Origin of the sequence: Flavobacterium sp. MMS24-S5 (assembly GCF_050320125.1) — a bacterium.
GTDB classification, from domain to species: domain Bacteria; phylum Bacteroidota; class Bacteroidia; order Flavobacteriales; family Flavobacteriaceae; genus Flavobacterium; species Flavobacterium tyrosinilyticum.
The window spans coordinates 2,285,437-2,308,196 of the sequence record NZ_CP190016.1; the positions used below are offsets into that span (position 1 = coordinate 2,285,437).

The following is a 22,760-nucleotide window of genomic DNA, read 5'->3' on the forward strand; positions in this document are numbered from 1 at the left end:
GAAATATAAGTCCATTTAAATAGCAACCCGACAGGTTTTTAAAACCTGTCGGGTTTATTTTATACTAATTTTTGATAAATTCTAAACGCTTACCTTTTGTCAGGCTGAGCGAAGTCGAAGCTCATTTACGTTAGATAGAACTTCGACTCCGCTCAGTCTGACAATTGTTTTCAAAAACAACAAACCCGACAGGTTTTGGAAATCTGTCGGGTTTTATATATCTTTTTCTTAGAATTATTTATACTCGTCTGGTAATATTTTTACATCAAACAAAAACACTTTCTTTTTATCAGAGTAACTATACACCAAAGTGTAATCGTTTTCTCTAAAAACCTGCAGTCCAGGATTTGCTTTCGCAGTGCTTAAAAGACTTTTTCTGATTTCTTCCTGAATTACGCTGATCTCTGCAGTTTCTTTAACCACCTTTATCAAGGTTAAATTATACTGAACTGTTCTTTCTTGAGGTAAAGTGACACTGTCTAAACGAATTCCTTCTTGAATATTTAGCGGACAGCTTTTATTGTATTTCACAACTAGTTCTTTAACTTCAGTATTTACTTCATCTTCCTTTTCGCCAAGATAAAATTGAAAATAAGCTACAAAAGCAACTGCAATTCCAATTAATAATAACAATAAACCAGTCGATTTTCTCATATTTTATATTGTTTTGTTAAGGCTTGTACAAGGAAAATAGATCTATTTTTCCTGATTTTTTTTCATGGCGTTAAAATACGCTGCACGGCTAAGTGGCTCATATTCTTCGGTTTCACCCAACATTACCAATTTATCATTAGCTGTTTTTCTAAAACTATAATTTGCTAAGTTACCAGTTCTCGTGCAAACAGCATGAACTTTCGTTACATATTCTGCAGTTGCCATAAGTCCTGGCATTGGTCCAAACGGATTTCCTTTAAAATCCATATCCAATCCAGCCACAATTACACGAATTCCTTGATTTGCCAAATCGTTACAAACGGTAATAATTTCGTCATCAAAAAACTGAGCTTCATCAATACCGATCACATCGCATCCTTGGGCCAAAATTAAAATATTAGCCGCCGCAGGAACTGGCGTAGAACGAATTTCGTTGGCATCATGCGACACAACCATTTCGTCATGATAACGGGTATCAATAGCGGGTTTAAAAATTTCGACTCTTTGTTTGGCAAATTGGGCGCGCTTTAATCTTCGGATCAGCTCTTCGGTTTTACCCGAAAACATTGATCCACAAATAACTTCAATCCAACCAAATTGTTCTTTGTGATTTACTGTATTTTCGAGAAACATTTTGTATTTTTCTACCTTTAAAAATGAATAGTTTTTATTACTTTGTACTGGCAATAAATTGATGTAAAAATGTACTGTTTTACATTTTTTCAAAAGTAGAAAATTTTTATCAAACCTTAAATTCGCGACAGCGTATTAACAGAAATAAAAAATTATCTTTTGAATTTCCTTGAGAATAGAAACATTCAGACATCAAATACACTAAAATACCTTATTCACTATAATTTTCAACAGTTATGAAAAAAAAATTGGAAGCTGATTTAATTAGCATTGCACATCGAATTTTAAAACTTAAAAATAAATCCGATATCAATCAATTGTACCTTGAAACTCAGAAATTATACGAGAAATTAGCGGTATTAAAATTTGTAGAAGAGAATTTCGATAGCTGCAAAACCAACAATCGGGCAAAGCGATATTACTTCTGAATTGGAAACTATTTTCGAAAAAGAAGATGCAGTTCCAACAATAATTGAACTTGAAGCTCCTGCTGAAGAAAAAGTTATTGCACTTGAAGAATCTTACGAAAATGAAATTCCAGAAGAAGAACCAGCTGAAATTGCCGAAACCATTGAACCTGCGGTTGAAATCGAAGAACCCGTAATTGAAGAAACTATTGAACCAATTGCCGCCGAAATTGAAGAAGCAGTTATTGAAGAGCCAATTGTCGAAGAAATTGTTGAGCCAATTGCTGAAAAAGTAGAAGAAACTGAAAAACCTATCGATGATCTTTCGTTTACGACTGTTAATGAGTTAAAGCCTATTCCTGATTTTAAACCTGCTTTTGAATTAGAAACCGAGCCGATTAAGGAAGAAATCAAAGAAGAAATTATAGAAGAGCCAAAAGCAGAAACTCCTGCACAGCCAACTATTCAATTTGAAGATTTCGGCATTAATTACGCCGATGCACAGTTTGTAAAAGTGGAAAGTTTTGAAGCTGTTCCACCAACACAAGCTCCTTCAATCAGTGATTTTAAGGAAACTAAAAAAGTGGAAACGGCTATTCTTGAAACTCCTGCACAGCCAAAATCGGTAAGTTTGAACGAAAAACTGGCAAGAGGTTTTCATATTGATTTGAATGACAGAATTGCTTTTACTAAAAATCTTTTTGGCAACAGCACAGAAGATTACAGCCGTGTTTTAAATCAGCTTTTAACTTTTGATTCCTATGTGGAAGCAAACGAGTTTATCGAAAACATGGTAAAACCTGATTATAACAACTGGGAAGGAAAAGACGATTACGCAGAGCGTTTTATGGGAATTATCGAGAAAAAATTCTCTTAAAAACACAAATTTCACCAATTCACACGAATTTTGCTGGGTACAGTTTTTAGAGAAATTAGAATTTGTGCCAATTCGTGCAATTCGTGCTCAAACTTTAAAATAAATTATGTCAAAATTATATATCGTTCCAACGCCAATTGGCAATCTTGAAGACATGACTTTTAGAGCCATTCGGGTTTTGAAAGAAGTCGATTTGATTTTGGCGGAAGATACACGTACAAGCGGAAAACTCCTAAAGCATTTTGAAATTGGCACGCACATGCACAGCCATCATATGCACAACGAACACAAAACTACCGAAAACTTAATTGCACGTTTGAAAGCGGGCGAAACTATCGCTTTGATTTCAGATGCTGGAACTCCAGCGATTTCTGATCCAGGATTTTTATTGACAAGAGCCTGTGTAGAAAATAAAATTGAAGTAGAATGTCTTCCTGGAGCAACTGCTTTTGTTCCTGCATTGGTAAACAGCGGACTTCCAAATGATAAATTTGTTTTTGAAGGTTTCCTACCTGATAAAAAAGGACGTCAGACTCGTTTTTTGGCTTTAGCCGAAGAAACTCGAACGATGATCTTATACGTTTCTCCGCATAAACTCGTTAAAACTTTAGCAGAATTTGTGCAATATTTTGGAGAAGACAGACAAGTTTGCGTTTCACGCGAATTATCAAAATTACACGAAGAAAATGTACGCGGAACTGCAAAAGAAGTTTTAGCGCATTTTGAAAAAACAGCACCACGCGGCGAAATCGTAGTTGTTGTTGCAGGGAAGACAATAGAAAAAGAAGCGAAAAAAAGTAAGTATTCTAAGGACGAAGAAGAATAGAAACAATATTAAAAATTGACATAGATTAATGTTGGGATTTACCGCAAATTACACAAATTAGCACAAATTTAATTAGCGGTAATTTGTGTTTAAAAAATCACATAAAAAAAATCCTTTTTAATCCTTTTAATCTGTGGCAAAAAAAACAACACATAACAACATGAGCATTCAAGCCTTTTTAGAAAAAGTAAAACAAACTCCAACACAAATCACATTTCCTGAAACGATTGCAGTAATCGAAGAAAATTACAACTTTACTCCAACAGCTTTTCAAAACGGAACACAGCATAATGCAGCTGGCGAAAATTCAGGTTCTTGCAAATTGTTTTCTTTCGCGAAATTGCAAAACTTAAGCAAAGAAGAAACTTTAGCGTGTTTTGGAGCTTTTTATTTTGAAGAAGTTTTAGGAGATCCAAACGGAACAAATCACCAGAATATTAGAAATTTCATCAACTTAGGTTGGGACGGAATTCAGTTTGAAGGCAATGCTTTAGAAGCAAAATAGCATTGTCAGGCTGAGCGAAGTCGAAGCCCTTCTAAATACAAGATATTTTGCCACAGATTAAAATGATTAACACAGATTAAAAAATCATTATAATCCTTTTAATCTGTGGCAAAAAAATTACAATCAGATTAAACGATTTCACAAATCTGAAGTCTAAAATCTAAAATCTAAAATCAACCCATGCGTTCGGCAGCTTAAAACCAAAACCTTCTGAAGAAAAAGTCAAACATTTGGCGCAAGCCTTAAATGTAGAAGATTTTGTTGCAACGCTTTTGATTCAGCGTGGCATTGAAACTTTTGATGAGGCGAAGAATTTCTTTCGTCCTTCTTTAGAACATTTACATGATCCGTATTTGATGAAAGATATGGATAAAGCTGTTGCCCGAATTGAACAAGCCATTCAGAACGAAGAAAACATCTTAGTTTTTGGCGATTACGACGTTGACGGAACAACAGCCGTTTCTTTGGTTTCTTCGTATCTAAAATCGCATTATCCCAACATTGCCACTTACATTCCCGATCGCTATGCCGAAGGTTATGGCGTTTCTTATAAAGGAATTGATTACGCAGATGACAACGGAATTTCTTTAATTATCGCTCTAGACTGCGGAATCAAATCGATTGATCATATCGCCTACGCGAAAGCAAAAAACATTGACTTTATTGTTTGCGATCACCACCGCCCCGGAGAATTTCTTCCAGATGCCATTGCTGTTTTAGATCCAAAAAGAGAAGACTGCTCCTACCCTTACGATGAATTGTGCGGTTGTGGAGTTGGTTTTAAATTAATTCAAGCTTTAGGACAAAATCGAAATGAAACGATTGAAGATTTAGTTCCATACCTTGATTTGGTAGCTACTGCAATTGCTGCTGATATTGTTCCTATTACGGGAGAAAATCGAGTTCTAGCACATTTCGGATTGAAAGTTATTAATAGCGAACCAAGACCTGGAATTAAAGCTTTAACACATCAGGTAAAAAAGAAAGTTCTCGATATTACCGATGTCGTTTTTATTATTTCGCCAAGAATTAACGCTGCCGGAAGAATCAAACACGGAAATCACGCTGTTGAATTGTTAACTGAATTCAATTTTGAACAAGCACAACAATTTGCTTCGGAAATTGAGCAATACAACGCAGATCGAAAAGATTTAGATAAAAAAATCACCAAAGAAGCTTTTCAGCAGATTATAGAAAACAACGAAGAAGAACGTTTTTCAACAGTCGTTTTTCAAGAAGATTGGCACAAAGGCGTAATCGGAATTGTAGCTTCAAGATTAATTGAAACGTATTATCGTCCGACTTTGGTTTTTACTAAAAGCGGTGACAAATATGCAGCCTCTGCCCGATCTGTAAAAGGTTTTGATGTTTACAATGCTTTAGACGCTTGCGCCGAACATCTGGAACAATTTGGAGGCCACATGTACGCTGCAGGAATGACTTTGAAAGCAGAAAACTATCAAACTTTTAAAGATGCTTTCGAAAAACAGGTTTCTGAAACTATTTTACCCGAAATGCTTACTCCAGAAATTGAGATAGATGCCGAAATCAATTTCTCTGATATAACACCCAAATTAATTCGAATTCTAAAACAATTCGAACCTTTCGGACCTCAGAATATGACGCCTGTTTTTATGACTGAAAATGCTATTGATACAGGTTACGCTAAAACTTTAGGTGCAGAAGAAGAACATTTAAGGCTTTTTGCCAAACAAAACAACTCAGACGGAATCGCCGCAATTGGTTTCGGATTAGGAAAAAAACTAAATATTGTAAAAAATCAAAATCCGTTTCAATTAGCATATTGCATTGCCGAAAACGAATGGAACGGAACTGTTTCAACACAGCTTATGCTGAAAGACATTAGAACAAATGGAAGAAATTAAATCCAACAAACCCGATCCTTATCAGGCGCTTCGATATAAAGAATTCAACGTATTTTTATTATTGCGCTTTGCCATGGTTTTTGCTTGGTCTATGCAGTTTATTGTTATTGAATGGGAAGTGTATAGTCTAACCAAAAACCCGCTTTCTTTAGGAATTATTGGTTTAATGGAAATTATTCCTGCCGTTTCAATGTCTTTGTTTGCAGGACACATTGTCGATCAAAGAGAAAAGAAAGGCTTATTGGTAAAGTGTATTTTAGGATTTTCAGTAATTAGCTTTGGGCTTTTCTTATTGACTTGGCCAAAAGTTGTTGGAAGCTGGTCTACACATGTTATTTTGTATTCTATTTACGCTTTAGTCTTTTTTGGCGGAATCGTTCGTTCTTTTATGGGACCAACTATTTTCTCTCTTTTATCGTTGATCATTCCTAAAAAAGTATATCCAAATGCGGCAACTTGGAGTAGTTCGGTTTGGCAGATTGGAGCCGTTATGGGACCTGCATTAGCTGGATTTTCTATTAATTGGATTGGTGTTCACTGGTCCGATGTGTTTGGTTTTTGGATTTTCAATTCTTTCGTTATTTGCCTTATCACAAATTGGCCAAAAACCGATTGTAAATCCGAAAATGGGAGAATCTATAAAAGATAGCCTTATGGAAGGTTTGACATTTGTATTCAGGAACAAAATTGTTCTTGGCGCATTATCACTTGATATGATTGCTGTCCTTTTTGGAGGTGCCGTTGCCTTATTGCCTGTGTTTGCACAAGACATCTTGAAAGTGGGTTCTGAAGGTTTCGGAATTTTAAGAGCCGCTCCTGCTGTAGGTGCTTTTATCACGATGCTCATTTCGGCTTACGTACCTTTGTATGAAAATGCAGGAAAGAAACTTTTAATTGCCATTTTTGTTTTTGGTTTATCCATCATCTTGTTTGGATTATCTACTTATTTCTGGCTTTCTGTTTTCGCTTTATTTTTAAGCGGATTGGCTGATGGAATTTCAGTGGTAATCCGTCAGACTATTCTACAGCTTAAAACTCCAGATCACATGCGCGGACGCGTCGGTGCCGTAAACTCAATTTTTGTTGGATCTTCAAATGAATTAGGTGCTTTTGAAAGTGGTGCAACTGCCAAATTGATGGGAGCTGTAACTTCGGTTGTTTTTGGAGGAAGTGTTACGCTTTTAACTGTAATTTTCACTGCATTGAAATCTCCAACTTTTAGAAATTTAGATTTGAAAAAAGATATGGACGATCATCATAAGTTAGAATAGATGAAGTCATTTTTTCTTTCTTTATTTCTAATATTTTCCTTTTTCGCAAAAGGGAAAAATCTCTATATCAAAACTTACGGAAATGAAAATAACAAACCCATAATTTTCATTCATGGCGACCAAGTGGCAACGCAACTTTATTTGAAGGAACAACGGCTCAAAAACTGGCCGATCAAGGCTTCTATGTGATTGCTTATGACCGAAGAGGAGAAGGAAGATCTGCAGACCCAAATGCAAAATTTACTTATGAAGAAGCTTTTCAGGATCTGAACTCAATTTATTCAAAATATCACTTAAAGAAAGCCGTTATACTAGGTCATAGTTTTGGCGGTTTAGTTGCGACACTTTATACCCATAAATATCCGAAAAATGTAAGTGGATTGGTTTTGGCTGGCGCTTTATTTTCTCAACAGGAAACTTACGATCACATTTTAAATACGCTGAAGAAAAAGTACAGCAACGATTCTGAACAATTAAAAAAAATCAGCATTGTTGAGAATCTTAATAAAAACTCAGCCGCATACAGAAAAGGATGTTATGACCTTGCTGGTGAAAATGGCTTTTTTAAAATGCCAAATCCGACAGCAGAATCTAAAAAGCTTTATTCTGATTATGAAGCTGGAGAATTTTATAAAACGAATATTAGAAATAAAAATGCTCCACTTCTTTTTTATCAAAATGAAAAACAAAATAACATCGATACGCGCGCGATTTTAAAGAAAATCAAATCTGCTGGAGTTCCTATTTATGAAATCTACGGAAAAGATGACGGTATTTTTTCATCGGCACAAATTAATTCTCTTAAGGCAATTACTGGAGAAAATCACTTTGCTTTCCTTGATAATTGCTCGCATTATTTATTTGTTGACCAACAGACAGCATTTCTTTCTAAGCTAAAAAATTGGTTGAAATAATCTTATTATGAGATAGAATTTCATAAAAAAGCAAAATCACAAATACTTTATAAACAGCTAAAAATCAAATAGTCATGTTGGTTTTTAGCTTTTTTTTATGCTTTTCTTAGTCAAGTATTAATACAAACAGTTCGTATCTTTGTGGCCTAAAAAAATTGCCATGAAAGACATCGAGCAGATATACCGAAACGATTTTGGAATTTCATTTTATTGGAAAGAAGGCAACGAAATTATATCAGATAAAATCCAATTGCTTTTTAAACAAATGGGATTTTATTTTTCGGTTCAAGAATTAAATGAATTTCACGATTTAATTGAAGACTGCGTAACAGACCATAATAATTATGACACGCATGGTGTAAAACGCGCCTTCGATAAATTTTTATTGAAGACTCCTTATGTTGCGTTGGATTTAGAAATATCTCCAATGGAGTTAAATTCTATAAAAGACTTAGTTGATGGTTCTTTATTTCGACTTAATCTCAATGAATATATCTACGGTTCGGGTATGAACTAAAGCCAGCTGGAAAGATTTTTTTTCAAACTTTTATGATTTTTTTATTTAGAATTAATATAAATAATATTTATATTTGTTGAAATAAAAGGATTTACGATGAGAGAAATTGAGCAGATATATCATAACAACTTTGGAATAGCTTTTTACTGGAAAGATCATAACACTACAATTTCCGACAAAGTGCAATTGGTTTTTAAAGAAACTGGCTTTTATTTTACGGTTCAAGAATTAAATCATTTTTGCGATTTGATTGAAGACAGCATGATAGAAAATGCTTGTTGCGAAGCATGCGAAATGAAATATTCTTGCCATAAGTTTTTATTGAAAACACCTTGCAATTCTATAGATTTGGCTGTAAACATGACCGAATTAAAATCGATTAAAGATTTGGTTGAAGGCTCTTTATTTAAAATCGAACTGGATGAGTATGTTTATGGAGTTGGCATGAATTAAGAAGCATTCTAAATATTTTAACAGCATTTTTTCATTATTGAAATATATTTCGATTCAATTCAAAAAAAAGTATATTTACAGCAATGAAAAAAGCTGTATTTCGACTAACTCTAACACTTCTGGCAATTCTCGTTGTCGGTTGCAATAACAAATCTGAAGAATATATTGATCCGCGCGGAACTGATTATGCGGGATCTGAGAGTTGTATACAATGTCATAAAGTAGAATCTGATATGGCATTCAAAAGTTCGCACTTTAAAGCAACTTCTCCAGCAATTTTAGGAAACGTTTTAGGCGATTTCGATTCTAAAAATCACACCTTCATTTACGATAAAGACACCAAACTGGTCATGGAAAAACGTGGCGACAGTTTGTATCAAGTTGTTTATAAAAACGGTAAAGAAACAGCTAAATACAAATTTGAAATTGTATTTGGAACCAAACATGCTCAAACTTCAGTTTACTGGAAAGACAACAATACATACGAATTGCCAGTTTCTTTTTATCACTCCATAAACAATTGGGCAACAAGTCCTGGTTTTCCTGCAGACAAACCCTATTTTGATCGAATGGTGGTTAAAGACTGCTATTCGTGCCACGCCTCAAATGCCAGCAGCCGAAGCGTGAATCAAAATTCTGAACAAAGAAATATGATGTCTATGGATGTTGAAGATATCATCCGAAAAGAAACAATTGTTTACGGAATTGACTGCGAGCGCTGTCACGGTCCTGCTAAAAAACATGTGAACTTTCATTTAAAAAATTCAAACGTAAAAGTTGCCAATAGCATTACAAGTTTTAAAAACTTAAACAGACAGCAAAAACTTGATGCCTGCGCTTTATGCCACGCAGGAAACGATGGTATGAAACTAAAATCTCGTTTTGAGTTTAAACCTGGAGATAATTTATCGGAGTTCTTTCGCGAAACCAAAAGCATTAATGACACAACAAATTTTGATGTGCATGGCAATCAGTATCGATTGATGGCGCAGAGCAAATGCTTTATAAAAAGCGACAAAATGGATTGTATTACCTGCCATAATCCTCATGAAAATGCCTCTAAAAACTTGGCTTCCTATTCTAAAATCTGTATGAGCTGTCATCAAGGCTTAAAGCACAAAGAAACCACTTTAAAAACAATGCCAGAGCAATTATTAGCGAGCAATTGTGTAGAATGCCACATGCCGAAAAAAGCATCTGGAGCAATTAAGTTTCAGCTTTCAAACAGCAAACAGCTTTCAGAATATATTTTGCGAACGCATAAAATCGGAATTTATCCGAATGCGAAGTAATTATTTTTCGAATTTTTTAAGTTCGAATTTTTCGCCGTCAAAAACACCGTAAGTAAAATATCCGATCCAATCGCCAAGATTGACATATTCGGAGTTTTCTCCAACAGGAATAATCATTGGTAAATGGCGGTGTCCGAAAATGAAATAATTGTAATGTTTGGTTTCTAGTTTTCGTTTGGCATATAAAACCAGCCATTCGTTTTCTTCTCCTAAAAACTTCACGTCTTCGTCACCAGAAATCAGTTTGTTTTTTACTGATAAATATTGAGCCAAACTTACGCCAACATCTGGATGAAGCCAGCGGAAAAGCCATTTTGAAAACGGATTGGTAAAAACCTTTTTCATTCTTTTATAACCTTTATCACCAGGACCTTTTCCGTCACCGTGACCAATTAAAAAGGTTTTTCCGTTAAAGGTAAATTCTTTATTATCGTGATAAACCGGAATATTCAATTCGGTTTCAAAATAATCATTCATCCAAAGATCATGATTACCGACAAAAAAGTAAATCGGAATTCCGCTGTCGCGAATTTCAGCCAGTTTGCCTAATATGCGTACAAAACCTTTTGGAACAACGGTTTTATATTCAAACCAAAAATCGAATAAATCTCCCAATAAAAAAATTGCTTCGGCATCTTCTTTAACCTCATCAAGCCAAGCCACGAATTTCTTTTCACGCGGTAAACTCAATTCTGGAGTTGGCGCACCAAAATGCTGATCTGAAGCAAAATATATTTTTTTCATTTAGAGTTTTAGATTACTAGACTTCTTAGAATTTTAGACTTTTGTCTCTCTGAGCGAAGTCGAAGAGTTTGGAATTTAAAAAAATTGGAGTTTTAGATATTATCCGATGCGTACCATTCTGCAAAAGACGATTCTGTTTCCTGAAGTTTTAATGAGAAAAGAGAAATTCCTTCTGGAAGTCTTGCCACGATTCTCTCTGCAAAATCGACCACCATATTTTCGCTTGTTGGCTGATAATCTACCAAAATAACGTGATGTCCACGGTTTTTCAATTCATTTGCCAATTCGATATGCGGAGTTGTCTGATTGAAAACTGTAGCATGATCAAACTGATCGACGATTTCTTCTTTTACAATTTTCTTTAGATCAGAAAAGTCAATAACCATTCCGAACTTTACATTCGATCGATCTGTAATTGGCGAACCAATAACTGTTACCGATAATTTATAACTGTGTCCGTGAACGTTCTTGCATTTTCCGTCGTAACCGTACAAAGCGTGACCGGTTTCGAAACTAAATTGTTTTGTAATTCTGATATTACTCATCGATTTTTAATTTTAAGCTTGCAAATTTACAAATTAATTGCCGTTTTTAGCTCTTTTTTTAGCACGAGTATACATCCACAAAGCAATTCCGCCCAAAACTAGAAACGGAATGAAAGATCCAATGACAACGCCAATTTGATAACCGTTGTCTGGAGCATCTTTAATTTTCTCTGCAATGTCAACTTTTTGCATTAACGAAATAATAGTCATGTTCAATAATTTATATAGTGAAAATTTGATTTTAAAATATTTTTCAAAGCTATGCTCCCATTTTTCTAAAATCAATGACTTATATCATACCTATTTTTTAAATTGCAACAAAGCGTTTTTAGTGAAATCAGACAAAACGAGTTTACCTGTAATGGCAGCACGCTCAAATAAAAGAGATTCCCATTGTTCTGTTCCTTCCCAAATAATCTTTTTCATTTCATAAAGCGCTTCAGGATTATAAGAACTTAGTTTTTGAGCAAAACTTTCAACCTCAGCATCCAAATTTTCAGCGTCACATAAAACCGAAAAAAGTCCTTTTTCAAAAGCCCAATTTGCCGATTTCCATTCGTGAGCCGCTAATGTCATTTGTGTCATTGCTGTTTTTCCTATTTTCCTAGAAACTGCAGGTTCAATTACGAATCGTTCAATTCCGATTGCTAATTCTGATAATTTAATATCACTTCGAGAAGTTGCAAAAACATAATCGCAAGCCGAAATAATTCCGACACCACCACCCACTGCTTTTCCCTGAACACGTCCAATTATAATTTTGTTGCAATTTCGCATGGCATTGAGCAGATGTGCAAAACCTGAAAAAAACTCTAGACCTTGTTCTTCGTTTTCAACTTTCAAAAGTTCATCAAAAGAAGCGCCAGAGCAAAACGTCTTTTCTCCTTCACTTTTCAGAACAATTACCGAAACTTCTTCATTTCTGCTTAAAGAATTAATTTCAGCTGTAAGTCTGTTTAACAATTCACGCGGAAAAGAATTACTTGCTGGATGACCAAATTGCACAGTCGCAATCGTATTTTGAAAAGAAGTTTCTAAGCTTCCGTTTGTATTTTCTAGGCTCATAAAAATTACATTTAAAGGTAAAGTTACGCTTTTGAAAATAATTGATACGAAACTTCTGGAAATTTGTTTTTTGAGAATTAATTGACTTAATTTGTTAACGCATTTGGGGGATTAGCTCATTTGGCTAGAGCGTCCCGATGAAAAATCGGGAGGGTGACAGTCCGAATCTGGTATTTTTCAAAAACCAACGGGGATTAGCTCATTTGGCTAGAGTATCCCGATGAAAAATCGGGAAGGTGACAGTTCGAATTCTATTTCTCAACAAACGGGGGATTAGCTCATTTGGCTAGAGCGTCCCGATGAAAAATCGGGAAGGTGACAGTTCGAATTCTATTTCTCAACAAACGGGGGATTAGCTCATTTGGCTAGAGCGTCCCGATGAAAAATCGGGAAGGTGACAGTTCGAATTCTATTTCTCAACAAACGGGGGATTAGCTCATTTGGCTAGAGCGTCCCGATGAAAAATCGGGAAGGTGACAGTTTGAATTCTATTTCTCAACAAACGGGGGATTAGCTCATTTGGCTAGAGCGCTACGCTGGCAGCGTAGAGGCGATCGGTTCGAATCCGATATTCTCCACAAATAATTTAAAAATACCCAAACAGATACTGTTGTTTGGGTATTTTTTTTTAGCACACATTTTATGTTTTATATCTACATCATATATTCAAAAACCTTAGACAAATACTATGTTGGTTCCTGCCAAAATATTGAACAGCGTTTAAAAGATCATTTAAATAGCAGAAGTAAATTCACAAAAATTGTGAAAGACTGGGTATTAAAATATTCAGAAACATTTGCTACCAGAAGTGAAGCTTATCAAAGAGAATTACAAATAAAAAAAATGAAAAGTCGGAAATACATTGAAACCCTAATAGAAACAAAAGGCTAGAGTATCCCGATGCATCGGGAAGGTAACCGGTTCGAATCCGGTATTCTCCACAATAAACATAAAACCCTTGTAAAGCTTTATTTTACAAGGGTTTTGTCTTTTCTATAATTTTGTCATAGAAATCGAAATGAAAAATCTATCGCTATGAATAGAATTTTAAAGATTATAAAATCAACTATTTCTCATCCGCCGAATCATCAGCATCAACCCTGTCTTTCTCAGCTTTTTTAAAATCGTTGTTCAGCAAATTTTCCAATTTCTTTTTCTCCCGAAGATTTTTTCTGATTGTTATCACAACAAGAATAACTACCAATATTGCTACAACCGCTATTATGTTCCAATTGATATCCATAATTAAATTTTTAATTAAAAGTAAATAATTAAAAATATCTTTCATGTTATCAAACAGTTAAGTGTTTTATTTTTTAATAAAACCTATTTTAATGCAATTATATCCTTTGAAAGATATTTCTTTAAAAAACTGTTTTCTATTTTTGCATGAGACAAAATTCAAAACACGCTATTTTTAATAGTTTATCAAACATTTCCAAATGGATCAAACCTTAAAACACAAAATATTCTCATTCACAAAGAAACCTCTTATAATTGCAGTTTTACTTTTCGTTTTTACTTTAATTGAAATATATTGGGCAATGGGAAGCTTTTCTGATAAAATATCAAGTGGCTGTTTAGATTGTTCTTTTTTTGACGATGCTTATTTAATGACTTTATTTTCTACTGTTTTCTTATCCATAGTTTTACTGGCTCTTTCATTCATTAAAAACAGTAATCTAAAAGCTATACTTCAATTACTAATCTTAATTACTGTTTGGTTTTTCTGGAATTACACCATTTTTGTAGATCGAGAATCTGCTTGGAGTACCTATCTCTTTAAAGAAGAAATAATGTATACTTTTAAATTCTCCTTCCTTCCTATTTCAATTTTATCTATTGTTACAGTATTTAGTTTAAACTATATCTCAAGAAAATTATGAGTTCGGGTAAAAAAACACTTTTACGAATCTATTTCATCATCTGGACACTTTTTGTAATGGACTGCCTTTTATATTACTTTAAAGAAATTAGTCTTCGTGGTTATTATAGCGATGTAGTTTTATCATGGCTCTGGCTGATAAGCAACTTTGTAATAATTATTGTTTTTTGGAAAAAACTCTTGGCAAAACTTCTTTTGGCAGCGATAATCGTAACATTTGCAATTAGCATTATTGCCATGATGCTTCCGTTTTATACTTTACTGCTTTCAAGCACATCTTTAGGTTTGTACCAAAATAAAGACTTAAATGAAAATTATAGAGTACAAATTGTGGGTTACGGTGTGATGGTTCATCCGTGGTTGGAGGTAATTGAGAAGAAAGGATTATTTGAAAAACGAATTATCAAATGCACCGACTCTCAGCTTATGAATGATAATTTGGACATTAAAATCAGGACGGCAAAAGATATTATTTTTAGAAGTGAAACCGATAGCACGCTGACTTTGACTCTCTTTTACGGCGAACCAAACAAAACTATTACTTTCGATAAAAACACAGGAAATAGTATTGCAATAAAAAACAATTAAAGTACTTTCGTACATAGCGAACCCCAAAATCAAATTTAAATAATGACAACAAAATCGTTTTTATTATTAGCCACTTTTTTAATTCTATTATCTGCCTGCAATAAAAAAGAAAACACCACAACAACTGCACTTCCTGAAGTGACAGAAAACGCAGAAACTGAAACGGATACTCTTCAAACCGAAGATGCTACAAGAAAAGAAAGCATCAATTTATTTACAATTACTCCAAAAGACAGCAGCGATGTTGCTTTTGTTTCTCTTTCGGATATTTATCCTGTAAACGACGAAAAAGATACTCTTGCTTTACCAAACATCCAAAAAATAGGAAAGTACAATGCGGTGTATTTCACGTTTGACAAAAACTATAGAAAAAGGTTTTTGTCTAAAACCAACATATCTGAAACCGATTCTGTTTTCATAATCGATTATGCTAAAAACAAACACGTTTCTTTTGCTGTAAAAAACCTAAAAACTGCTGCAATGTTAAATGGTTATTCTTCTGAAGAAGATTGGCCATACCAAAATTATGATTTTATGATTGGGTTTGAAATCAGCAAAAAATATTTAAATGGATTCAGCGAATATTATAGAGATGCTTTGGTATATGTAGGTAAAGAAAATCCGTTCTCGAAGGAACGTTTGAAGCCTATTACATGGGAAAAAATTGCAAAAAAGGATTATCCATCAAGAGCAATGAAAAATAACGACCGTACTTTGTTAAAGAACACAGTAACAGGGAATACGTATTTTTACAAAACAGAAAGCTATGAGTATTTTTTACAAGACTATCTAGATAGCAATAAAATAATTTATGGCAGACGTCTTTTGGTTGTCGATTCTAAAACGAAAAATGTTATAATCGAAAAACTTTTTAGCCAAAGCGAAGGCACATCTCCTGCTCCATTAAATTATGAAAATGGAGACGATTCTATTGATCAATGGATAGGAAAACTTTTTAAAAATAAACCTGAAGTTGTTTTTGGTTTCGAATATATGTCTTTTGGCTGCCCAAATATTTCAATTATTGACAAATCTAATGAGGAGATTTTTCTGCAATGCGATAATCGTCATTAATAATCATTTGCAACAACATCAATTCTAAGAAAACCATGGAACAAATAAAAATACGCATTATCGAATGTGAACTTGAATACGATGAAATCAAAGAATCGTCTCCGGCTTCAGACGAAGAAATACAAGAATTGACTTCTTATTTCTCTCTTCCTTTACCAAAAGAATTAATCGAATTTTATAAAACTATTGGCGGTATCGAATCTGATGAGATTTTTTGTATTTCTTCTGCTCAAAATCTAACCCAATACATGAAACAGAGAGCCGATTTTGCCCATAATTCTACAGGTATTATCGATATGATTATTGCTTATTGGGGAAATGACAGACCAGAACTTCAGAAATACAAATTGCTTACTCTAGAAGAAACTGAAAAAATAAATTCAAACTTTCAATGTATTGGCTGGATGACATCTGAAGAAGATATAGAGGAAAGTAGCGAATATGTTATTTTTGATCAAAACGGAAACTTTACCAACATTTATTGTCATCAGGATAATATTAAAGCTACTACAGATCAATTACTGGATTTTTTAGAATCTGGTCTTCCCGAAAGATCTTTGGAAAATGTTTTGGAAGAATTATTTGAACGTGCCGAAGGAAATTTAAGCCGTTGGGATTAAAGGGCAATCTATTCATTATAACAAAAAGCCATTTCTGGAAATTAACAGAAGTGGCTTTTTTTACATTATGCCCTATTGTGTCATAAATAAAACTTTTAAGATCCAAATTCTCTATTTACTTATACAATATTTGCATTTCAAATCGTTCATCTTACGGCTTAAAATTCATAAAATGTAATAACAAAAGAGAAAAACATGCCACAATCATTATACAAAGTATATGTGCATCTAGTCTTTAGCACAAAAAGGCGTTATCCATTTATTGATGACAATCTGAAAGAAAAATTATGGGCATATCTTGGAGGGATTTGCAAAGGTTTAGAATGCAATCCTATTCAAATAGGAGGACATGATGACCATGTTCATATTTTATGTCTGCTGTCTAAAAAAATTACGCAAATGAAATTGGTTGAAGAAGTAAAAAAACAATCATCAAAATGGGTAAAAACAGTAGATTCGCGTTATGCAAACTTTTACTGGCAGGACGGTTATGGTATTTTTTCTGTTAATCCTTCTCAATTAGATATAGTGATAAAGTATATTAAAAACCAAGAGGAACATCATAGAAAAAAGACATTCAAAAAAGAACTTTTAGCCTTTCTAAACAAATATAATGTTGAATATGACGAACGTTATCTTTGGGATTAGGCTTTCGCCCTTTCAGGGCTAACTCTCTATATTCACATTCATAACATTCACATTCATATCGGGTTACGCCTATTGTCAATAGCGCGTTGCACTATTCTGTTGGTTTTGCTCTTTCAGAGCTACTATTAGGGATTTAGGCTGAAAGCCTAAAATACATCAAGATAGTGCAACGCACTATTTCATAGCACTATCTCGCACCACTATCTCACATAACTTCCTAACATAACTTCCTCACATAACTATCGCAACAAAAACCCCATCCTTATCGAACCATAAAAATATCCCGAATTAGTATCAATTCCAGGGTCATTCAGTTCTCTTCCTCGATAAAGAAAAGAATACGAAATATTGAAATTGTTGTGTCGGTATTTTAAACCAGCTTCGGCATTAAAACGAAGTGGCTCCAATTCAAAAGTAATCGGACTTGTATCGTTAAACATGCTTCCTTCGATTGTAGCATCATAAAACTGATAGTTGACACTTGGCGCTGCGTAGAAATAAAATTCTCTAATGTTTGGTTGAATTTGTGTACTTATCGAAGCATCATGCATATTAGAGTCATAAATTGGCAGTAATTTTTTAAATCCGAATCTAGCCATAAATCCTGTTGAAACTCCTGAAAAAATCGTTCCCAGATTTCCTTCTGACTGCCAATGAAGATCTATAAAATCATTATGTTTTGAAGGAAACATTTTTTTAGAATAAATAGCGTGAGCCTGAACCCCTAAAGCATTATGAATCTGATTTTGCCAGCCATATACTTTTTTGTAGCCAATTATTTTATGAAAACCTTCCTGTAATTCCTCACCCAAAGCATTCGGTCCAAGAAAACCAATTTGAAAATCGGTCTTTAAAACCGATTCGCTCTGATAAAAAAAGCTTTTTCCTACTTCAGCAAAAAGATAACCTGCAAAAGGACGATCGTTTACCGTAACTGCTTCTTTGTTTAAAAATCTCGGATTGTAAAGATACTGCCCAATTCTAAATTCGGTCATTTCTTTATTAATTTTCGGATTGTCATTTTTTGATAAAAAACGATAAAAAAGCTCCAAACCATTGGTATAATACATATCGTATTTAGACGATGTATATAAATCGTTATCAGATATAAAACCTATTTCTGCAGTTTTTCCTTGTCCAAAAGCGAGCGTTACGGTCAATATTAGAAAAGCAAAAAGCGATTTTTTACTTTTTCTTTTCTTCTTTTCCATTATAACTGATTTTTCCAACGTAATGCATCTCACGTACAATTCGTTCTTTTCTTCTATTGATATAACTTGAAGATCCTGTAGCTTTAAACTTTCTTGGATTTGGAAGAATCGCTGCAATTCCTGCTGCCTGCATTGGCGTTAAACTCGAAGCATCTCTACGGTACCAATGTTCTGTTGCTGCGTAAGCACCATAAACTCCATCACCCATTTCGATACTGTTCAAATAAACTTCCATAATGCGCTCTTTGCCCCATACAATTTCAATCAAAATCGTAAAATACGCTTCTAAACCTTTACGGAAATAACTTTTTCCTTGCCATAAAAAGACATTTTTGGCTGTTTGCTGGGAGATCGTACTTCCGCCTCGAATTCGGCGTCCGCGTTCGTTGCTTTTATATGCTTTTTGCAATGCTTTAAAATCGAAACCATTATGTGTAAGGAAAGTTCCGTCTTCACTGGCAATAACTGCTTTTTGCAAATTCATTGAGATTTTTTCAATCGGTTCCCAATCGTGGTCAAAGTAAACTTCTTTTCCTGCCATTTTATTTTCGATTGCACGAATGAGCATTAATGGCGTAAATGGTACAGGAACATATTTAAAAAATATAACCGACCCGATAGAAATTCCAAAAAACCATAAAGCGGCTTTAATAAAAAACCATTTCACTTTTTCTCCAAAAGAACGATTCGATTTTTTTGAAGCCGAAGTTTTAGGTTTTGGTTTGTTTGTAGTTGTTTTTGGTGCCGGTTTTTTGGTTACTTTCATTCTATTAAATCTGCTAATTCTGTTCCTATTAAACTGCCTATCGCGACTCCCATTCCGCCTAAACGCACTCCACAGAATACATTTTCAGAAAGTTGGGTTACGACGGGATTCTTACTATTTCCGATTCCCATGATCCCACTCCATCGGTGCGCAATCTGAAAATCCTGATTTGGTAAAATTACATTTTTCAGTAAATCTTCCAATCTATTTTGAATAATTTTCGTCTGTCCAAATTCAGTAGTTGTTTCTCCTTCAAAATCAAGATTTCTTCCTCCGCCTAATAAAATACGGTCATTAATATTTCTGAAATAATAATAGCCTCGATCTAAATGAAACGTTCCTTTGATGTCTAAATTGCGAATGGGCTCTGTAATAAGTACTTGCGCTCTCGCCGGTTTTACAGCACCTTTTGTTAGTTCGCCCGCAAAGCCGTTGGTCGCAAAAAGCAGTTTTTGGGTTTTAAAACTAAAATCGTTTACTACAACTTCAACCTGATTTCCTGCATCGATATACGATTTTACCGTTTGCTGATTTAAGATTAAAATATCTTCCGAAATTGCTTGTTTCAACAATTCCTGCATCATATTTCCAGTATCGATCTGTCCTTCAAATGGATTAAAAATTAAATACTCGTTACTATTTCCAAATCCAAAACGGTCTACTTCTTTCGAAAAAACATCAGCTTTAAAAAGTGGTTTTAAAATTTCATTGATAAACGGAATTTTCGAAATACATTCATTAAATCCAAATTCATCTTCTTTCAAAAATAATTCGTATCCCCCGTGAGGTTTAAAATCGATTGCCACGTCTCCTAATCTTTTTCGGAGCAATTGCAATCCTTTCCATCGTTTTTCAATAAGTGCCACAACATCTTCTTCTGAATTTGTTTTTAAATCATCCATAATTTCAGACAGGCTTCCAAAACAGGCAAAACCAGCATTTTTGGTACTTGCTCCTTGAGGCAGCATTCCGCGTTCAAGAACCAGAATTTTTGCAGCAGGAAATCTTTCGCGTAAGCGTAATGCGGTATGAAGACCAACTATTCCGCTTCCTACAATAGTATAATCTATATTCGTAAACCAGTTTTTAAGTTCCCAATAGCTTAGTTCCATAAATTTTTTATTTTAAAAAATAAATTTCAATTCTTTACACTCCAAATTCCAATCTTGGGTTAAATTACAATTTTTTAAAATCCAAAACTAAATGAAATTCCAAATTCCAAAAACTTGATTGCTTACAATTTTACTCGAACTGTCAGGCTGAGCGAAGTCGAAGCCACATCTCGATAAGCCCTTCGACTTCGCTCAGGGTGACAAATAGGAATTTCTTCACATTGGAATTTTAACATTTTTTGGGATTTGGATTTTAACAACTTGGCCTTTAAATGTTGTATTTTTAGCACACAAAAAAAAGAATAATTTGATTATGAAAAAAGTAGTAGTAACAACCTTAATAATGATGAGTTTAAATGCTATCGGACAGAATGTAATGTCTCCGGAATTGTTATGGAAATTAGGACGAGTAACTCCACTCGGACTTTCGAAAGATGAAAAAAATATTGTTTACAAGGTTTCAACACCTTCTGTTGCCGATAACAAATCGACTTCTAAACTTTATATTATTCCAGTAAACGGAGGTAATGCCACTGAAATCAAAGACACAAAAGACGTTTTAAAAGACAAAAATATTTCTCCTGACGGAAAATTTGTTGTTTATAATGATGAAGTAAAAATCGACAAAGTTTTAGGTAAAGATTTCTACCCAAGTCTTGATAAATCTGATGCTCAAATCTATGATGGATTGGATTACCGTCATTGGGATACTTGGAACGAAGGAAAGTTTAATCACGTTTTTTATAAAGAAAACAAAGACGGAGCAAAAGGAATCGACATCTTGAAAGGTGAAACTTTCGATTCTCCGCAAAAGCCTTTTGGTGGTGACGAAGATTACATCTGGTCTCCAGACAGCAAAAGCATTTTTTATGTATGCAAGAAAAAAGCAGGAACTGCCTACGCGATTTCTACCAACACAGACATTTATGAGTACAATTTAGAAACTCAAAAAACAACGAATAAAACTGAAGGTAATTTAGGTTACGATACGGCTCCACAATTTTCACCAACAGGAAATTTGTCTTGGCTACAAATGAAACGCGACGGTTACGAGTCTGATAAAAACGATATTATTGTTGAATTTAAAGGAATTAAAACAAACTTAACGGCAAACTGGGACGGAACTGTAGATAATTTTATCTGGAACAAAGACGGGAAAACAGTATTTTTTGTTGCACCAATTGATGGAACAAAACAACTTTTCTCTGTTAATTTCCCTGGTTTAACTAAAATCGCAATCAACGTTCGTCAATTGACAAACGGAGATTTTGATGTGAATGATTTAATTGGCTTTTCTGGAGACGATATCATCGTAACAAGAACTGATATGAATCATGCGGGAGAAATTTATTCTTTCAATTTGAAGAAAAATACTTGGAAACAATTATCAAACATCAATACTGAAACGTATAAAACTTTAGCTTTAAGCAAAACGGAAAAACGTTATGTTACAACAACTGACGGTAAAAAAATGCTGGTTTGGGTAATTCTTCCTCCAAATTTTGACGCTTCAAAAAAATATCCTACTTTGTTATTTTGCCAAGGCGAACCACAAAGTGCGTTAACACAATCGTATTCTTTCCGATGGAATTTTTCTTTAATGGCCGCTAAAGGTTATGTGGTTGTAGCTCCAAACCGTCGCGGTATGCCAGGACACGGAGTTGAATGGAACGAGCAAATTAGTAAAGATTGGGGTGGACAAGTTATGGACGATTATCTTTCTGCAATTGACGATGTGGCAAAAGAAAGTTATGTTGACAAAAGCCGTTTAGGTTGTGTTGGCGCTAGTTATGGAGGATATTCTGTATTTTATTTAGCTGGAATTCACAAAAATCGTTTCAAAACTTTTATCGCTCATGATGGTGTTTTCAATACCGTTTCTATGTTAGGAACAACTGAAGAAGTTTTCTTTAATAACTGGGATTTTGGCGAACGATACTGGGAAAAAGATAATGCTGTAGCGCAAAAAGCCTACACAACTTTTAATCCTGCAACTTTGGTTCAAAACTGGAATAAGCCAATTTTGATTTTTCAAGGAGGAAAAGATTTCCGTGTGCCGATCGGGCAAGGCCAGGAAGCTTTTCAAGCTGCTCAGTTAAGAGGAATCAAAAGCCGTTTTGTGTATTTCCCAGACGAAAACCACTGGGTATTAAAACCACAAAATGCACAGGTTTGGCAAGGTGAATTTTTCAAATGGTTAGATGAAACTTTGTAACACCTAAAAAGAATATTTTACAGCCGTAGATTTACATAATCTACGGCTGTTT

General features: G+C 34.3%; 25 protein-coding genes, 5 tRNA genes and 1 pseudogene. 21 read left to right on the top strand and 10 right to left on the bottom strand.

From position 1 onward, the window contains the following. Positions 1-234: 234 nt before the first annotated feature. Together ACPWTF_RS10565 and ACPWTF_RS10570 are read right to left on the bottom strand one after the other, a co-directional pair. Positions 235-654: a hypothetical protein gene (locus ACPWTF_RS10565; protein ID WP_427875395.1), complete on the bottom strand. Its 420-nt coding sequence runs from the start codon at positions 652-654 to the stop codon at positions 235-237. Between the two features lie 42 nt (positions 655-696). Further along, the gene (locus ACPWTF_RS10570) at positions 697-1,287 is read right to left on the bottom strand and encodes a thymidine kinase (RefSeq protein WP_095928508.1); all 591 of its coding nucleotides are present in this window, start codon (positions 1,285-1,287) and stop codon (positions 697-699) included. 429 nt (positions 1,288-1,716) lie between these two features. Here ACPWTF_RS10570 and ACPWTF_RS10575 point away from each other — a divergent pair, with 429 nt between their 5' ends. From ACPWTF_RS10575 to ACPWTF_RS10615, 9 genes and pseudogenes are all read left to right on the top strand, one after another. Continuing rightward, positions 1,717-2,571 carry a hypothetical protein gene (locus ACPWTF_RS10575; RefSeq protein ID WP_427875396.1) on the top strand — a complete coding sequence of 285 codons (855 nt, stop codon included), beginning with the start codon at positions 1,717-1,719 and terminating at the stop codon, positions 2,569-2,571. A 106-nt stretch (positions 2,572-2,677) separates the two neighbouring features. Next, a complete protein-coding gene (rsmI, locus tag ACPWTF_RS10580; protein WP_250834968.1) occupies positions 2,678-3,397 on the top strand; it encodes a 16S rRNA (cytidine(1402)-2'-O)-methyltransferase in 720 nt (239 codons plus the stop codon). A 160-nt stretch (positions 3,398-3,557) separates the two neighbouring features. After that, the gene (locus ACPWTF_RS10585) at positions 3,558-3,902 is read left to right on the top strand and encodes a HopJ type III effector protein (protein ID WP_008465164.1); all 345 of its coding nucleotides are present in this window, start codon (positions 3,558-3,560) and stop codon (positions 3,900-3,902) included. Positions 3,903-4,132: 230 nt separating this feature from the next. After that, positions 4,133-5,788 carry a single-stranded-DNA-specific exonuclease RecJ gene (gene recJ / locus ACPWTF_RS10590; RefSeq protein ID WP_427875397.1) on the top strand — a complete coding sequence of 552 codons (1,656 nt, stop codon included), beginning with the start codon at positions 4,133-4,135 and terminating at the stop codon, positions 5,786-5,788. Next, a pseudogene (locus ACPWTF_RS10595) lies at positions 5,775-7,059 on the top strand (MFS transporter). Before recJ ends, ACPWTF_RS10595 begins: the two are co-directional and overlap by 14 nt. A 185-nt stretch (positions 7,060-7,244) precedes the next feature. After that, entirely contained in the window at positions 7,245-7,973 is a 729-nt protein-coding gene (locus ACPWTF_RS10600) for an alpha/beta hydrolase (protein ID WP_427875398.1), read from the top strand. Between the two features lie 160 nt (positions 7,974-8,133). After that, entirely contained in the window at positions 8,134-8,490 is a 357-nt protein-coding gene (locus ACPWTF_RS10605; protein WP_427875399.1) for a hypothetical protein, read from the top strand. Positions 8,491-8,586: 96 nt separating this feature from the next. Further along, complete coding sequence (locus tag ACPWTF_RS10610) at positions 8,587-8,943, top strand: hypothetical protein (protein ID WP_111425144.1); 357 nt, start codon at positions 8,587-8,589, stop codon at positions 8,941-8,943. Positions 8,944-9,026: 83 nt separating this feature from the next. Beyond that, positions 9,027-10,235 (top strand): cytochrome c3 family protein, encoded by a 1,209-nt coding sequence (locus ACPWTF_RS10615; protein ID WP_427875400.1) that lies wholly within the window; start codon positions 9,027-9,029, stop codon positions 10,233-10,235. Here ACPWTF_RS10615 and ACPWTF_RS10620 read toward each other — a convergent pair whose 3' ends face one another. The 4 genes from ACPWTF_RS10620 to ACPWTF_RS10635 all read right to left on the bottom strand — a co-directional run bounded on the left by ACPWTF_RS10620 (position 10,236) and on the right by ACPWTF_RS10635 (position 12,589). Further along, positions 10,236-10,979 (bottom strand): UDP-2,3-diacylglucosamine diphosphatase, encoded by a 744-nt coding sequence (locus ACPWTF_RS10620; RefSeq protein ID WP_095928326.1) that lies wholly within the window; start codon positions 10,977-10,979, stop codon positions 10,236-10,238. It lies immediately after the preceding gene. 92 nt (positions 10,980-11,071) lie between these two features. Then, positions 11,072-11,524 carry a 6-pyruvoyl trahydropterin synthase family protein gene (locus ACPWTF_RS10625; protein ID WP_281634078.1) on the bottom strand — a complete coding sequence of 151 codons (453 nt, stop codon included), beginning with the start codon at positions 11,522-11,524 and terminating at the stop codon, positions 11,072-11,074. A gap of 33 nt (positions 11,525-11,557) precedes the next feature. Next, positions 11,558-11,734: a hypothetical protein gene (locus ACPWTF_RS10630; protein ID WP_427875401.1), complete on the bottom strand. Its 177-nt coding sequence runs from the start codon at positions 11,732-11,734 to the stop codon at positions 11,558-11,560. 90 nt (positions 11,735-11,824) lie between these two features. Then, positions 11,825-12,589, bottom strand: coding sequence for an enoyl-CoA hydratase/isomerase family protein (locus ACPWTF_RS10635; protein WP_427875402.1), 765 nt, complete (start codon positions 12,587-12,589; stop codon positions 11,825-11,827). A gap of 105 nt (positions 12,590-12,694) precedes the next feature. Here ACPWTF_RS10635 and ACPWTF_RS10640 point away from each other — a divergent pair. The 6 genes from ACPWTF_RS10640 to ACPWTF_RS10665 all read left to right on the top strand — a co-directional run bounded on the left by ACPWTF_RS10640 (position 12,695) and on the right by ACPWTF_RS10665 (position 13,480). Next, positions 12,695-12,769 (top strand) — tRNA-Phe (locus ACPWTF_RS10640). An 87-nt stretch (positions 12,770-12,856) separates the two neighbouring features. After that, positions 12,857-12,929: transfer RNA gene (locus ACPWTF_RS10645), tRNA-Phe, on the top strand. A gap of 6 nt (positions 12,930-12,935) precedes the next feature. Next, a tRNA-Phe gene (locus ACPWTF_RS10650) sits at positions 12,936-13,008 on the top strand. Positions 13,009-13,014: 6 nt separating this feature from the next. Further along, a tRNA-Phe gene (locus ACPWTF_RS10655) sits at positions 13,015-13,087 on the top strand. 6 nt (positions 13,088-13,093) lie between these two features. Beyond that, positions 13,094-13,167, top strand: a tRNA-Ala gene (locus tag ACPWTF_RS10660). 64 nt (positions 13,168-13,231) lie between these two features. Then, a complete protein-coding gene (locus tag ACPWTF_RS10665; RefSeq protein ID WP_427875403.1) occupies positions 13,232-13,480 on the top strand; it encodes a GIY-YIG nuclease family protein in 249 nt (82 codons plus the stop codon). 175 nt (positions 13,481-13,655) lie between these two features. On the opposite strand, the gene ACPWTF_RS10670 is transcribed toward ACPWTF_RS10665, so the two are convergent. Next, complete coding sequence (locus ACPWTF_RS10670) at positions 13,656-13,877, bottom strand: hypothetical protein (protein ID WP_427875404.1); 222 nt, start codon at positions 13,875-13,877, stop codon at positions 13,656-13,658. Positions 13,878-14,031: 154 nt separating this feature from the next. Here ACPWTF_RS10670 and ACPWTF_RS10675 point away from each other — a divergent pair, with 154 nt between their 5' ends. The 5 genes from ACPWTF_RS10675 to tnpA all read left to right on the top strand — a co-directional run bounded on the left by ACPWTF_RS10675 (position 14,032) and on the right by tnpA (position 17,404). Further along, on the top strand, positions 14,032-14,475 hold the full coding sequence (locus ACPWTF_RS10675; protein WP_427875405.1) for a hypothetical protein: 444 nt from the start codon (positions 14,032-14,034) through the stop codon (positions 14,473-14,475). Beyond that, positions 14,472-15,062, top strand: a complete 591-nt coding sequence (locus ACPWTF_RS10680; protein WP_427875406.1) for a hypothetical protein — start codon at positions 14,472-14,474, stop codon at positions 15,060-15,062. The genes ACPWTF_RS10675 and ACPWTF_RS10680 overlap by 4 nt, the downstream gene beginning before the upstream one ends. 42 nt (positions 15,063-15,104) lie before the next feature. Further along, positions 15,105-16,136: an oxidoreductase gene (locus ACPWTF_RS10685; protein WP_427875407.1), complete on the top strand. Its 1,032-nt coding sequence runs from the start codon at positions 15,105-15,107 to the stop codon at positions 16,134-16,136. Positions 16,137-16,171: 35 nt separating this feature from the next. Next, a complete protein-coding gene (locus ACPWTF_RS10690; protein ID WP_427875408.1) occupies positions 16,172-16,756 on the top strand; it encodes an SMI1/KNR4 family protein in 585 nt (194 codons plus the stop codon). A gap of 195 nt (positions 16,757-16,951) precedes the next feature. After that, complete coding sequence (gene tnpA, locus ACPWTF_RS10695; RefSeq protein WP_427875409.1) at positions 16,952-17,404, top strand: IS200/IS605 family transposase; 453 nt, start codon at positions 16,952-16,954, stop codon at positions 17,402-17,404. Positions 17,405-17,643: 239 nt separating this feature from the next. Here the strand turns inward: tnpA and ACPWTF_RS10700 are convergent, their stop codons facing one another. From ACPWTF_RS10700 to ACPWTF_RS10710, 3 genes are read right to left on the bottom strand one after another with little or no spacing between them, the layout of a single operon-like run. Then, entirely contained in the window at positions 17,644-18,615 is a 972-nt protein-coding gene (locus ACPWTF_RS10700) for a lipid A deacylase LpxR family protein (RefSeq protein WP_427875410.1), read from the bottom strand. Then, the gene (gene mtgA / locus ACPWTF_RS10705; RefSeq protein WP_427875411.1) at positions 18,590-19,381 is read right to left on the bottom strand and encodes a monofunctional biosynthetic peptidoglycan transglycosylase; all 792 of its coding nucleotides are present in this window, start codon (positions 19,379-19,381) and stop codon (positions 18,590-18,592) included. Before mtgA ends, ACPWTF_RS10700 begins: the two co-directional genes overlap by 26 nt. Continuing rightward, positions 19,378-20,493, bottom strand: a complete 1,116-nt coding sequence (locus tag ACPWTF_RS10710) for an NAD(P)/FAD-dependent oxidoreductase (protein WP_427875412.1) — start codon at positions 20,491-20,493, stop codon at positions 19,378-19,380. Before ACPWTF_RS10710 ends, mtgA begins: the two co-directional genes overlap by 4 nt. A 313-nt stretch (positions 20,494-20,806) precedes the next feature. Between ACPWTF_RS10710 and ACPWTF_RS10715 the strand changes: the two genes are divergently transcribed. Beyond that, on the top strand, positions 20,807-22,708 hold the full coding sequence (locus tag ACPWTF_RS10715) for an alpha/beta fold hydrolase (protein WP_427875413.1): 1,902 nt from the start codon (positions 20,807-20,809) through the stop codon (positions 22,706-22,708). Positions 22,709-22,760 lie beyond the last annotated feature (52 nt).

Excerpts from the sequence above, each read along its gene's own strand:
- ACPWTF_RS10565 (WP_427875395.1), bottom strand. The coding sequence starts at position 654 with ATGAGAAAATCGACTGGTTTATTGTTATTATTAATTGGAATTGCAGTT.
- ACPWTF_RS10570 (WP_095928508.1), bottom strand. The coding sequence starts at position 1,287 with ATGTTTCTCGAAAATACAGTAAATCACAAAGAACAATTTGGTTGGATT.
- rsmI (WP_250834968.1), top strand. The coding sequence starts at position 2,678 with ATGTCAAAATTATATATCGTTCCAACGCCAATTGGCAATCTTGAAGAC.
- ACPWTF_RS10585 (WP_008465164.1), top strand. The coding sequence starts at position 3,558 with ATGAGCATTCAAGCCTTTTTAGAAAAAGTAAAACAAACTCCAACACAA.
- ACPWTF_RS10605 (WP_427875399.1), top strand. The coding sequence starts at position 8,134 with ATGAAAGACATCGAGCAGATATACCGAAACGATTTTGGAATTTCATTT.
- ACPWTF_RS10610 (WP_111425144.1), top strand. The coding sequence starts at position 8,587 with ATGAGAGAAATTGAGCAGATATATCATAACAACTTTGGAATAGCTTTT.
- ACPWTF_RS10615 (WP_427875400.1), top strand. The coding sequence starts at position 9,027 with ATGAAAAAAGCTGTATTTCGACTAACTCTAACACTTCTGGCAATTCTC.
- ACPWTF_RS10620 (WP_095928326.1), bottom strand. The coding sequence starts at position 10,979 with ATGAAAAAAATATATTTTGCTTCAGATCAGCATTTTGGTGCGCCAACT.
- ACPWTF_RS10625 (WP_281634078.1), bottom strand. The coding sequence starts at position 11,524 with ATGAGTAATATCAGAATTACAAAACAATTTAGTTTCGAAACCGGTCAC.
- ACPWTF_RS10630 (WP_427875401.1), bottom strand. The coding sequence starts at position 11,734 with ATGACTATTATTTCGTTAATGCAAAAAGTTGACATTGCAGAGAAAATT.
- ACPWTF_RS10635 (WP_427875402.1), bottom strand. The coding sequence starts at position 12,589 with ATGAGCCTAGAAAATACAAACGGAAGCTTAGAAACTTCTTTTCAAAAT.
- ACPWTF_RS10665 (WP_427875403.1), top strand. The coding sequence starts at position 13,232 with ATGTTTTATATCTACATCATATATTCAAAAACCTTAGACAAATACTAT.
- ACPWTF_RS10670 (WP_427875404.1), bottom strand. The coding sequence starts at position 13,877 with ATGAAAGATATTTTTAATTATTTACTTTTAATTAAAAATTTAATTATG.
- ACPWTF_RS10675 (WP_427875405.1), top strand. The coding sequence starts at position 14,032 with ATGGATCAAACCTTAAAACACAAAATATTCTCATTCACAAAGAAACCT.
- ACPWTF_RS10680 (WP_427875406.1), top strand. The coding sequence starts at position 14,472 with ATGAGTTCGGGTAAAAAAACACTTTTACGAATCTATTTCATCATCTGG.
- ACPWTF_RS10685 (WP_427875407.1), top strand. The coding sequence starts at position 15,105 with ATGACAACAAAATCGTTTTTATTATTAGCCACTTTTTTAATTCTATTA.
- ACPWTF_RS10690 (WP_427875408.1), top strand. The coding sequence starts at position 16,172 with ATGGAACAAATAAAAATACGCATTATCGAATGTGAACTTGAATACGAT.
- tnpA (WP_427875409.1), top strand. The coding sequence starts at position 16,952 with ATGCCACAATCATTATACAAAGTATATGTGCATCTAGTCTTTAGCACA.
- ACPWTF_RS10700 (WP_427875410.1), bottom strand. The coding sequence starts at position 18,615 with ATGGAAAAGAAGAAAAGAAAAAGTAAAAAATCGCTTTTTGCTTTTCTA.
- mtgA (WP_427875411.1), bottom strand. The coding sequence starts at position 19,381 with ATGAAAGTAACCAAAAAACCGGCACCAAAAACAACTACAAACAAACCA.
- ACPWTF_RS10710 (WP_427875412.1), bottom strand. The coding sequence starts at position 20,493 with ATGGAACTAAGCTATTGGGAACTTAAAAACTGGTTTACGAATATAGAT.
- ACPWTF_RS10715 (WP_427875413.1), top strand. The coding sequence starts at position 20,807 with ATGAAAAAAGTAGTAGTAACAACCTTAATAATGATGAGTTTAAATGCT.